The 11,487-nt window shown below is 76.2% G+C and carries 10 protein-coding genes and 1 pseudogene; 6 read left to right on the forward strand and 5 right to left on the reverse strand.

The genetic code is table 11. From position 1 onward, the window contains the following. Nucleotides 1-100 (forward strand): annotated as a pseudogene (locus tag LWC35_RS25975) (IS5/IS1182 family transposase); the annotation flags it as partial. Between the two features lie 127 nt (nucleotides 101-227). Here the strand turns inward: LWC35_RS25975 and LWC35_RS25980 are convergent. Then, nucleotides 228-1,598, reverse strand: a complete 1,371-nt coding sequence (locus LWC35_RS25980; protein WP_232872877.1) for an NAD-dependent succinate-semialdehyde dehydrogenase — start codon at nucleotides 1,596-1,598, stop codon at nucleotides 228-230. A 77-nt stretch (nucleotides 1,599-1,675) separates the two neighbouring features. On the opposite strand from LWC35_RS25980, the gene LWC35_RS25985 reads away from it, so the two are divergent. From LWC35_RS25985 to LWC35_RS25995, 3 genes are read left to right on the forward strand one after another with little or no spacing between them, the layout of a single operon-like run. Further along, nucleotides 1,676-2,218: a 2Fe-2S iron-sulfur cluster-binding protein gene (locus tag LWC35_RS25985; RefSeq protein WP_232872878.1), complete on the forward strand. Its 543-nt coding sequence runs from the start codon at nucleotides 1,676-1,678 to the stop codon at nucleotides 2,216-2,218. Then, a complete protein-coding gene (locus tag LWC35_RS25990) occupies nucleotides 2,215-3,222 on the forward strand; it encodes an FAD binding domain-containing protein (protein ID WP_232872879.1) in 1,008 nt (335 codons plus the stop codon). The genes LWC35_RS25985 and LWC35_RS25990 overlap by 4 nt, the downstream gene beginning before the upstream one ends. Then, on the forward strand, nucleotides 3,219-5,321 hold the full coding sequence (locus LWC35_RS25995; protein ID WP_232872880.1) for a xanthine dehydrogenase family protein molybdopterin-binding subunit: 2,103 nt from the start codon (nucleotides 3,219-3,221) through the stop codon (nucleotides 5,319-5,321). The genes LWC35_RS25990 and LWC35_RS25995 overlap by 4 nt, the downstream gene beginning before the upstream one ends. On the opposite strand, the gene LWC35_RS26000 is transcribed toward LWC35_RS25995, so the two are convergent. Both LWC35_RS26000 and LWC35_RS26005 read right to left on the reverse strand, forming a co-directional pair. After that, a complete protein-coding gene (locus tag LWC35_RS26000; RefSeq protein ID WP_232872881.1) occupies nucleotides 5,290-6,351 on the reverse strand; it encodes an NAD-dependent epimerase/dehydratase family protein in 1,062 nt (353 codons plus the stop codon). The genes LWC35_RS25995 and LWC35_RS26000 overlap by 32 nt on opposite strands. After that, nucleotides 6,348-7,205, reverse strand: coding sequence for a SigB/SigF/SigG family RNA polymerase sigma factor (locus LWC35_RS26005; RefSeq protein ID WP_232872882.1), 858 nt, complete (start codon nucleotides 7,203-7,205; stop codon nucleotides 6,348-6,350). Before LWC35_RS26005 ends, LWC35_RS26000 begins: the two co-directional genes overlap by 4 nt. Nucleotides 7,206-7,435: 230 nt before the next feature. Here LWC35_RS26005 and LWC35_RS26010 point away from each other — a divergent pair, with 230 nt between their 5' ends. Then, nucleotides 7,436-7,783, forward strand: coding sequence for a hypothetical protein (locus LWC35_RS26010; protein ID WP_232872883.1), 348 nt, complete (start codon nucleotides 7,436-7,438; stop codon nucleotides 7,781-7,783). 79 nt (nucleotides 7,784-7,862) lie between these two features. Then, a complete protein-coding gene (locus LWC35_RS26015; RefSeq protein ID WP_232872884.1) occupies nucleotides 7,863-9,410 on the forward strand; it encodes an ATP-binding protein in 1,548 nt (515 codons plus the stop codon). 48 nt (nucleotides 9,411-9,458) lie between these two features. Here LWC35_RS26015 and LWC35_RS26020 read toward each other — a convergent pair whose 3' ends face one another. Both LWC35_RS26020 and LWC35_RS26025 read right to left on the reverse strand, forming a co-directional pair. Further along, entirely contained in the window at nucleotides 9,459-10,709 is a 1,251-nt protein-coding gene (locus LWC35_RS26020; protein WP_232872885.1) for a glycosyltransferase, read from the reverse strand. Between the two features lie 172 nt (nucleotides 10,710-10,881). Beyond that, complete coding sequence (locus LWC35_RS26025; RefSeq protein WP_232872886.1) at nucleotides 10,882-11,415, reverse strand: PRC-barrel domain-containing protein; 534 nt, start codon at nucleotides 11,413-11,415, stop codon at nucleotides 10,882-10,884. Nucleotides 11,416-11,487 lie beyond the last annotated feature (72 nt).

The raw sequence follows: 11,487 nt of genomic DNA on the forward strand, positions 1-11,487 counted from the left end.
CAAAGCCCTGCGCCGGGTCAGCCTCTGCCCCCGCCGCATCGGCGCCATCACCGCCGCTGCGCTCGTCGTCCTGCACCACGAACACGACCGCACAACATGATCAACGGCCTACTGAGAAAGGCTCAATGCGCATTCCCACGGCTCCTGAGCGCGTTATGGTTCCATAATGCGCATTTCCACGGCTCCTGAGCGCATTATGGTTCCATAACGCTGAACAGTGCGGGTCGTCAGCGGCCCTCGATCCACACCGTCTTGGCATTGACGAAGGTCCGCGGGCCGAACTCGGCGAGCTCCCGGCCGTAGCCGGAGTTCTTGGTGCCGCCGAAGGGCACCTCGGGCGTCGACTCGGTGAACCGGTTGACGTAGATCATCCCGGTCTCGATCTCCCGGACGAGCCGCTCCTGCTCGGTCTCGTCGTTCGTCCAGGCGCTGCCGCCGAGGCCGAAGGGTGAGTCGTTGGCGATCCGGATGGCGTCGTCGAGGTCCTGCGCGCGCCAGACGCTCGCGACGGGCCCGAACAGCTCCTCCCGGTGGGCGGGCGAGCCGTCGGGGATGTCGGCCAGCACCGTCGGCGGGTAGTAGAAGCCCGGCCCGCTGCCCGGCTCCCCGCCCGTGACGAGCGTGGCACCCGCGGCGACCGTGTCGCGGACCTGCTGGTCGAGCGTCTTCACCGCGTCGCCCGACGACAGCGGCCCGACGTCGGTGTTCTCGTCCATCGGGTCGCCGACCGTCAGTGCGGCCATCGCCTCGCCCAGCCGGCGGGTGAACTCGTCGGCGATGTCGGTGTGGACGATGAAGCGCTTGGCGTTGATGCAGGACTGGCCGTTGTTCAGCGTCCGCGACGTCACGGCGTTGCGGACGGCGGTGTCGAGGTCGGCCGAGGGCATGACGACGAACGGGTCGCTGCCGCCCAGCTCGAGCACGCTGGTCTTGATCTGCTGGCCGGCCGCGGCGGCCACCGCGCGGCCCGCCGGCTCGCTGCCGGTCAGGGTCACGCCGCGGACCCGGTCGTCGGCGACGACCTTCTCGATCTCCGACGAGCCGACCAGCAGGGTCTGGAACACGTTCTCCGGGAACCCTGCGCGCAGGAACACGTCCTCGATCGCCAGGGCACACTGCGGCACGTTCGACGCGTGCTTCAGCAGCCCGGTGTTGCCCGCCATCAGCGCGGGGGCGGCGAACCGGAACACCTGCCAGTACGGGAAGTTCCAGGGCATCACCGCCAGCACGGGCCCGAGCGGCTCGAACCGGGTGAGTACCCGGGCCCCCTCCACCGCGTGCGGCACGTCGGCGAGCATCGACTCGGCGTTGTCCGCGTAGTAGCGGCATCCCTTCGCGCACTTGTGCACCTCGGCGACGGCCGAGGCGTAGGTCTTGCCGACCTCGAGCGTCGCGAGGCGCCCGAGTTCCTCGGCGTCCCCGTCGAGCAGGGCGGCCAGGTCCCGGAACAGGGCGGACCGGCGCTCCGTCGGCACGTCCCGCCAGTGCCGGAACGCGTGCGCCGACGCCATGATCTTCGCGTCGAGCTGCTCGGGGGTGAGCGCGTCGAAGGTCCTCCGCTGTTCACCGGTGCTGGGGTCGATAGTCGCGATGGCCATGCCCCGACGGGTACCGCACCCGCGCCGGATCATGCAGCCACCGGGATGGACCGCGGAGTACGGGGAAGACCCTGGGCATGGAGACCGAACTGACCCTGCGGGTCGACGGCGCCACCCACCACCTCCGCGTCGACACCCGGACCTCCCTGCTCGACGCGCTGCGGCAACGGCTCGGGGCCACCAGCCCGAAGAAGGGGTGCGACCACGGCCAGTGCGGTGCCTGCACCGTGCTCGTCGGCGGCCGCCGCATCCTCGGCTGCCTCGCACTCGCCGTGGCCCACGACGGGGCCGAGGTGACCACGTCGGCCGGTCTCGCGCCGGGCCCCGACGAGGCCCACCCCGTGCACCGCGCGTTCGTGGACCACGACGCCTTCCAGTGCGGCTACTGCACGCCCGGGCAGGTGTGCTCGGCCGTCGGCGTGCTCGACGAGCTGGAGCGCGGCTGGCCCAGCGCCGCCACCGCCGACGTGGTCGCGGGGCCGGACCTGGGCGACGCCCGGGCCCTCGACCGGGAGATCGCGGAGCGGATGAGCGGCAACCTCTGCCGCTGCGGCGCCTACAAGGGCATCCGGGCGGCCGTGGCCGAGGTCGCCGGCGTCGAGGACGGGGCACGCCGATGAGGCCCTTCGCCTACGCCACCCCGCCCGACGCGCGCGAGGCGGTGCTCGCCGTGGCCGAGCGGCCCGACGCCACCTTCCTCGCCGGCGGCACCAACCTCGTCGACCACCTGCGGCTCGGCGTGGCCGCGCCCGGCCTGCTCGTCGACGTCACGGCGCTGACCTCCGCCGAGATCGACGACCTGTCCGACGGCGGCCTGCGGATCGGGGCGGCCGTGCGCAACTCCGACCTCGCGGCCGACCGCCGGGTCCGCGCCCGCTACCCGGTCCTGGCCGAGGCGCTCCTCGCCGGCGCCTCCGGGCAGCTGCGCAACATGGCCACCACCGGCGGGAACCCGTTGCAGCGCACCCGGTGCGTGTACTTCCAGGACGTCACCACCCCGTGCAACAAGCGCGCGCCGGGCTCGGGCTGCGCCGCCCTCGGCGGGGCCACCCGCAACCACGCCGTTCTCGGCGCGTCCGAGCACTGCATCGCCACGCACCCGTCGGACATGGCGGTCGCGCTGGCCGCGCTCGACGCGCGGGTGCAGGTGCTGGGGCCCGACGGCGAGCGCGAGATCCCCTTCACCGAGCTGCACACGCTCCCCGGCGACACCCCGGAGCGCGACACCGTGCTCGAGCACGGCGAGCTGATCACCGCGATCGACGTGCCGGACCTCCCGATCGCCACCCGCTCCCGGTACCGCAAGGTGCGCGACCGGGCGTCGTACGCCTTCGCCCTGGTGTCGGTGGCCGCCTGCCTCGACGTGGCCGGCGGGGAGATCCGCGACGCCCGGATCGCCCTCGGCGGGGTGGCGCACAAGCCCTGGCGCGCCCACCGGGCCGAGGAGGCGCTGCGCGGCGCCCCGGCCACCGACGAGTCCTACCGGGCCGCCGCCGCGGCCGAGCTCGCCGACGCCCGCCCGCAGGAGGGCTTCGACGGGGGCAACGCGTTCAAGATCCCGCTGCTCACCGGGACGCTGGTGAGCACCCTGCGCGCGCTGGCCGGAGAGGAGACCCGGGCATGACCACCACCCTGGAACCGAGGGCCATCGGGCGCGACCTCGCGCGTCGGGACGGCGGGGCGAAGGTCCGCGGCACCGCCGTCTACGCCGACGAGACCCCGGTCGCCGACCCGCTGTTCTGCCGGATCGTGCAGGCCACCGTCGCCCGCGGCCGCGTCACGGAGGTCGACACGGCCGACGCCTCCGCGCTCGACGGCGTCGTCGCGGTGCTGACCACCGCCGACGCCGAACGCCTCGCCTCCACCGACGACGCCGAGCTCGCCGTGCTGCAGGGCACCGGGATCGGCTTCCGCGGGCAGATCGTGGCCGCGGTGCTGGCGGGGACCGACGAGGTGGCCCGCGAGGCCGCCGACCTGGTCCGGGTGACCTACGCCGAGGAGGAGCACGACGCCCGGCTGTCCGCCGACCGCGACGACCTCTACACACCGGAGTCGGTCAACCCGACCTACCCGCCCGACACGGCCGAGGGCGACATGGCGGCGGCGATGGCCGAGGCGCCGGTGACGCTCGACCGGACGTACACGACGCCGATGCACCACAACAACCCCATGGAGCCGCACGCCACCACGGCGCTGTGGGAGCCGCGGGAGGGCGACGGCGGGCACCTCACGCTGTGGGACTCCACCCAAGGGGTGCACCCCGTCCGGCAGACCGTCACGCAGATCTTCGGCCTGGAACCCGAGCAGGTGCGGGTGATCTGCCCGTTCGTCGGCGGCGGCTTCGGGTCGAAGGGCACCCCGCACGCCAACGTGGTCATGGCGGCGCTGGCGGCCCGCGCGGTGCCCGGCCGGCCGGTCCGGCTCGCCCTCACCCGCCAGCAGATGTTCTCGCTCGCCGGCTACCGCACCCCCACCATCCAGCGGATGCAGCTCGCCGCCGAGCGGGACGGGCGCCTGCGCGGCATCGCGATCGACGTCGTCGAGCAGACCTCGCGGATCAAGGAGTTCGCCGAGCAGACGGGCGTGCCGACCCGGAACATGTACGCCGCGCCGAACCGCCGCACCACGCACCGGCTGGCGGCGCTCGACGTCCCGGTCCCGTCGTGGATGCGGGCGCCGGGCGAGTGTCCCGGCATGTTCGGGCCCGAGGTCGCGATGGACGAGCTCGCGACCGCGCTGGGCCTCGACCCGGTCGAGCTGCGGATCCGCAACGAGCCCGAGGTCGCCCCGGAGACCGGCAAGCCGTTCTCCTCGCGCAACCTCGTGGCGTGCCTGCGCGAGGGCGCGGAGCGCTTCGGCTGGGCCGGGCGGGACCACCGCCCCGGCGTGCGCCTCGAGGACGGCTGGTGGGTCGGCACCGGCGTGGCGGCGTCGGTCTACCCGACGATGCGGATGCCCAAGTCGACGGCCACGGTGACCTACGACGGCGGCCGGTACGTCGCGCGGATCGGCGCCGCGGACCTCGGCACCGGCGCGTGGACCGTGCTGCCGCAGATCGCCGCGGACGCACTCGGTGCCCCGGTCGAGGACGTCGACGTGCTGATCGGCGACACCGACCACCCCGAGGCCTCGGTCGCCGGCGGCTCGTCGGGCACCACCACGTGGGGCTCGGCGCTGGTCGAGGCGGTGCGGGAGTTCCGGGACAAGTACGGCGACGCCCCGCAGGACGGCGACGCGGCGTCCGGGTCGGTGAAGCCGAACCCGGCCGAGGAGGAGTACGTGATGTCCGCCTTCGGCGCGCAGTTCGCCGAGGTACGGGTGCACACCGACACCGGCGAGGTCCGCGTGCCCCGGTTGTACGGGGTGTTCGCGGCGGGTCGCATCGTCAACCCGAGGCTGGCCCGCTCGCAGTTCCTCGGCGCGATGACCATGGGGCTGGGTATGGCCCTGCACGAGCAGAGCCTGCTCGACCCGCGGACCGGGCACGTCGTCAACCACGACCTGGCCGAGTACCACGTGCCGGCCAACGCCGACGTGGACGACCTGCAGGCGCACTGGATCGACGAGGACGACCCGTACGTCAACGCCATGGGCTCCAAGGGGGTCGGCGAGATCGGCATCGTCGGGACGGCCGCGGCGGTGGCCAACGCCGCCTGGCACGCGACCGGGGTGCGGCTGCGAGACCTGCCCGTCACCCTCGACCGGGTGCTGCCGGGGCGCTGACCGGCCGCGACCGGCCGTCCGGGTCCGTGTCGGCGAGCGCGTCGAGCAGGATCCGGGCGGCGTGGGCCGTGTCCACCGCGGGCGACCAGCCCAGCTCGCGGCGGGCCCGGCCCGTGTCCATCACCGGGGTGTCGACGGCCAGGTCGAACCAGCCCGTGGTCGCGCCGAGGACGTGCAGCCGGTTCAGCAGGCCGAGCGCGGCCCGGACCAGCAGACGGGGAACCGGCAGCGGCCGGGCGCCGGCGACGGCGGCGAGCTGCCGGGACCCCAGCGCGTCGGCGGCGACGTTGACCGCCCCGGCCGTGCGCCGGTCCAGGACGGCGGCCACCGCCCGGCCCAGGTCGTCGGCGTGCACCAGCTGCAGGACGAGCCCCGCCGGCAGCGGCAGCACCGGGAGGCGCCCGGCGCGCAGGGCACGCAGCAGCACCGTGGGCACGGCCGGACCGAGGAAGAGCCGCCGCATCCGGCCGGCCGCGTCCGACCGGACCACCAGTGCGGCCCGGACCCGGGTCACCGCGACCGCGGGGTGGTCGCGCGCGAAGTCGTCCAGCATCGTCTCCGCGGCGACCTTGTCCCGGCTGTAGCGGGAGCCGCGGTGGGCGCGGACCGGCCAGGACTCGTCGACCGGGCGGTCCGGCTCGCCGGGCGGGTGCGGGCCGTACACGGCCTGCGAGGACAGGAAGACCACGTGCCCGACGCCCGCGCGGCCGGCCGCGTCGAGCACCGTGGCGGTGCCCTCGAGGTCGATGCTGCGCGGGGTCGACGCGTCGCCGACCGGCTGGATGGCCCACGCCAGGTGCACGACGGCGTCGGCGCCGCGCAGGATGGCGGCGAGCCGGTCGGCAGCGTCGTCCGCCAGCAGGTCGAGCGGGTGCCAGGCGAGCCGTCCGGACTCCGCGGTGTCTGCGGGCGGGTGCCGGCAGACGGCGCGCACCGTCACCTCGGGGCGCGCCGCCAGGGCGTCGAGCAGCCCGGAGCCGACGGTCCCGGACGCCCCGACGACCACGACCGTGCGCGCCGGACCCGTCATGCGGGTGTGCCGGCCCGTTCGGTCTCGCCGTCGAGACCCTCGCGCAGCTGCACGAGGGTGCGCGCGAGCAGGCGCGACACGTGCATCTGGGAGATGCCGACCCGCTGGGCGATCTGGGTCTGGGTCATCTCGCCGAAGAACCGCAGGGTGAGGATCAGCCGCTCGCGCTCGGGCAGCGCGTCGATCAGCGGGCGCAGCGACTCGCGGTACTCGACGTGCTCGAGTGCCTTGTCGACCTCGCCGAGCGTGTCGGCGACCGGCTGGTCGTCGGCGTCGTCGACGGCGGTGAGCGAGCCGGCGTGCTGGTTCGCCTTGGCCGCCAGCGCCTCGACGATCTCCTCGCGGTCCACGCCCAGGTGCCGGGCCAGCTCGCTGGGCTTCGGCGCGCGCCCGAGCTCGTGTGCGAGCGGGCCCGAGGCCTTGCCGATGGCGACGCTGAGCTCCTTGAGCCGCCGCGGCACCCGCATCGACCAGGTGCGGTCGCGGAAGTAACGCAGCATCTCGCCGCGCACGCAGGGGATGAGGTAGCCGAGGAAGTCGCCGCCGGCCCGGTCGGGGTCCCACCGGTCGATCGCCGACATCAGCCCGATCGTGCCCACCTGGACCAGGTCCTCCATGCCGGCGCGGTAGCCGGAGCCGTGTCGCCGGGCGAGGTGGCGAACCACCGGCAGGAAGGCCATGACCAGGTCGGAGCGCAGGCGGTCGCGGTCGGGATGGTCGGCCGGCAGGGCGGCGAAGCGCTCCAGCACCGGCATCTGGTCGGCGTACTCGCTGGGGCCCTGCACCGGGGCCGTTCGTCCGGTCGTGCGGCGGGTTTGCGGGACCGGCTCGGGAACCGGTATCGGGGCGGTCATGAGAGGGCCTCCTCCACGTCGGGGGACGTCAGAGGCAGCTGGCTGTACCTCGTCGAGCGGCGCGGGGAACTGCGCGCCGGCGGCGTCGATCGTGCGTCGGTCGCCCCTCGACCGTACAAGCGCCCACCTCCCGCCGCAGGTCGAGCTCCTTGCGGGCGCATGACGTGCGCTGACCGGGGTATGACGCGCGACACAGCACGTCCGGCCCGACCACCGTGAGGGAGCCACCGATGATCGTCCGTCACGCCCCGACCCGCCCCGGCCACGCCGAGGCGGCCGGGCGCCCCGCGCCCCCTCCCCCGGCCCCGACCGACGTGCCGGCCGTGCTCGGCCCGTTCGTCGCCTGGTTGGCGAGCCGCGAGCCGCACGAGGCCCTGCGCCGCAGACAGGTGCGGGTCGTGGAGCGGTTCCTGCGGTGGGCCGCGGCCGACCGCGGCGACCCGCGCACCCGGCGGAACCGGTTCGAGGCCGAGCTCGGCGTCGCCGGCACCGCCGAGGCGCAGGCGGTGGCGGCGGCCCTGGACCGGCTCGCCGAACACCGCCGCATCCTCGCCATCGCCCCGGACCTCGACGACTGACCGGACGACCGCGGAGACGATCGACGACGGGGGCGCCGCCGTGCCGCGCACCGCCCGTGCCCGGCCTCTATCCTCGCCCGTGTCCGGCCTCGCCGGGCAGGTCGCCGCCGCGCGCAGGCGGCCGGAGAGGAGCGACGTGAACGCCGACTCCGGACCCGCGCGCGACCCCGCCCCGGCCTGCGGCGCTCCCCCTGCGCACCTGCCCGCCGCGCTGCCGCTGCTCCCCGACCTCCGGCTGGCGGCGCTGTGGGTGCCCGCCGCGCCGCCCGGCCCCGCCACGGTCCCCTCGGCCGACGGCGCCGCCCCCGCCGGCGACTGGCTCGACGTCGTGCCGCTGCCGGACGGGCGGCTCGCCCTGGCCGTCGGCGACCTCGTGGGGCCCGCGCCGCGGCCCGGCGCCGTCACCGGCCTGCGCACCGTGCTCCGTCAGGCACTGCACACCGCACCGTCGCTCGCCGAGGCCCTCGAGCAGGTCGACCGCGCCGCGAGCGTCGACGACGCCCTGCACGGCGCATCGCTGACCGTCGTCGTCGTGGGACCGGACGGAGAGGTCGAGCACGCCCGCGGCGCCCACCCGCCGGCGCTGGTGCGTGGGCCGGGCGGGCTCGTGCCGCTGCCCGGCCAGGCCTACGGGCCGCTGGGCGTCGGCGCCGCGCCCCCGGTGCCCGAGCGCGCGCGGCTGGCCCGCGGCGAGACGCTCCTGCTGTACTCCGACGACCTCGTCGAGGGCCGCGGGCGGACCCGCTCCGGGCGGGGCGCCCAGGGTCTGCGGCTCGACCCGGACACCCCGCCCGACGATCCGGCCGCGCTCTGTGCCCGGGTGGCCGCGCGGGCGCCCCGGGGCGGCGTCGCCGTGCTGGCCGCGTACCGGCCGCTCGCCCCCGTCGAGCCGCTGCGGCTGGTGCTGCCGGTCGACCCGTTCGCCCTGAGCCCGCTGCGCGAGACCGTCACCCGCTGGCTGGAGGCGGCAGGCGTGGCGCCCCGGACCGTGGTCGCGGCTCCGATGGTCGTGTCCGAGCTGGCGGCGAACGCGATCGAGCACGCCTACCCCGAGGGCGCCACCGGCGAGATCCGGGTCGGCGCCGAGCTGACCGGCGCCGGACTGTGCCTCACGGTCGCCGACGACGGCGCCTGGCAGGCCCCGGGGACGGACGGGGACGAGAGCGACGACGACGGCCCGGGCTTCGGGCTCACGGTCGTCCGCGACCTCTGCGATGCCGTGGTCGTGGACCCCGGCCCGGACGGCACGACGGTCAGCGCAATCCTGGCGGTCGGCAGGCCGGTCGCGGTCGGCGACGCCCCACGGCCCGGGCCGACGGCCGTGCCCGAGATGTTCAGCGTCCAGCCCGGGGAGGGCCCCGGCGTGCTGCACGTGCGCGGGGACGTGGACCTGCCGGCCGTGCCCACCCTGCGGGCCGCGCTGCTCGACGCCGCCGCGGGCGGCGAACCGTGCGTCCTCGACCTGTCCGCCACCACGCTGTTCGCCAGCGCCGGGGTGCGGCTGCTGCACCAGCTCGACGCGGACACCGACCTGCGCGTGGTGGCGCCTCCGGGCAGCGTCGCGCGCCCGGTGCTGGAGCTGACCGGCCTGGCGCACCTGCTGACCGACCGGGCCGAGAGCGCCTGACCGGAGGGCCGGCCCGGGTGCGGGCCGGCGCTCCCGGCGGTCGGGCCCTCAGCCGGTGCCGTCGAGCGACGCGCCGGGCTCTGCGGATCCGAGGGTGGTTCCGAGGGCGGTTCCGCGGGCCTCGGCGGCCTCCCGGTACACCTGCTCCACGGCGGCGGTCAGCCGGTCCCGGCCGTACCGCGACACCGCCCGGTCGCGGCCCGCGATGCCGAAGGCCATCGGCACCGCGCCCTCCCGCAGCAGCGCGCGCAGGGCGTGGGCCAGCGCGTCCGGCCGGCCGGGCGGCACCAGGACACCGGTGACCTGGTCGACCACGGTCTCGGCGAGCGCGCCGACGGCCGACGCCACCACCGCGCGGCCGCAGGCCATGGCCTCGAGGGCGACCATCCCGAACCCGGTCCGGTGCGGGACGTGGACGAGCGCGTCGGCGGAGCGGAGCAGCGCCGGCAGCGTCTCCCGGCGCACGGCCCCGAGGAAGCGGACGCGGCGCTCGACGTGGGCCTCCCGCGCCACGGCGTGCAGCCGGGCCAGCTCGCGGTCCCGGGCAGGGTCGACCTCCGGGTCGTCCGTACGCGGTCCGCCGGCGACGAGCAGCTCGGCCTCGGGCACCGTGCGCAGCGCTCGGATGATGTCCTGCACGCCCGCCTCGGCGTCGAGGCCGGCGACGGCGAGCAGGCGCGGGTGCTCGCCCCGGCGCAGCGTCGGCCCGTCGGGATGGAAGGTCGCGGTGTCGACGCCGTAGGGGACGACCCGGATCGCGGAGCGGCGGGCACCGAGCCGGACCAGCGCGAACACGTCGTCCTCGCCGCTCGCGAGGACCCGGTCGGCGCGGGACACGAGCACGTGCTCGGCCGAGGCGCGGCCCCGGCTGTCGACGGACGGGTCGACCGGCCGCGCACCGACCCCGGGCAGGGTCACGACGAAGGGCAGGCCCAGCTCGCGGGCGGCCGCCGCGGCCGCCAGCCCGGCGGTCCAGGAATGGGCGTGCACCACGTCCGGCGGCTGCGCCCGCCACCGGCGCTCCAGCTCCTCGGCGAGCACCGGCACCTGCGTGACCAGCCGGTCCTCGGGCAGGGGCGCGGCCGGGCCGGCGTCGACGTGCCGGACCTCCAGCCGCTCCGCCGTCCGCACGGCGGGTTCCTGGGCGGGCGAGTCCCGGCGGACGAGGACGGTCACCTCGTGGCCGGCCGCGGCCAGGTCCGCACCGAGCCCGGCGAGGTGCTCGCTCAGGCCGCCGTGGCCCGGCCGACCGGGTTCGGCCAGCGGGCTGCACCGGTCGCAGACGATCTCGACGCGCACCGTGGCTCCCCTCGTTCGCGTCGTGCGGTCCGGACGACGGGCCACACCGGTCCTGCTCCTCGGACCGTACGGACGTCGGGCCCGGCACGCCAACGCTGGTCGGCGAGCGGTGCGGCGCAACGGCCCGCACGCCCGCACGGCCGCGCTCGAGCCGACCGCTCGGCCCGATCGCTCAGCCCGACCGGACGCCCGGCACGGCGTCCCCGCCGGAGGCCTCACCTGTCCCGTTGTCGGAGCCGGTGTCGGGGGCGGCGGGGTCGTCGAACCCGTCCGCGCCCGCGGCCACGTGGTCGCGCTCGGCGCGGTCGTCCTCGACCCGCTCGTGGCGGCCGGCGCCGTGCCGGCCGGAGGGCCGGGGGCGGGGGTCGTCGGTCTGCGCGGTCTCGGTCGGGCCGCCGTGCGGCACGCCGTAGTGGTCGAACAGCGCGGCCTCGGTCTCGCGGCTCAGCTTCCCCTCGGGCACCTCGGGCGCCGTGCGCAGCTGCTCGGCGTCGTACGGCAGGTGCAGCTCGCCGTCCTCGATCATGCCGCCCGCCAGGGGCAGGGCGGCGCGGCGCGACCCCGCCAGGCCGCCGGTCGGCACGACCCACTCCGGCCTCTGTGTCTCGTCGTCGACGTAGACCGCGTCGACGGAGCCGAGGTCGGCGCCGTCCCGGTCGCGCACCGTCAGTCCCTGCACACGGGCCGGATCGTCGAGGTCCGCCATGGCTTCCTCCCCGGTTCCTGGAGTCGTTTCACGGAGCCGTCCTCGCCCGGGCGTCCCGGGCGGTCCCCGCGG

The sequence above is a fragment of the Pseudonocardia kujensis genome, from assembly GCF_021283305.1.
Taxonomy (GTDB): Bacteria; Actinomycetota; Actinomycetes; order Mycobacteriales; family Pseudonocardiaceae; genus Pseudonocardia; species Pseudonocardia kujensis.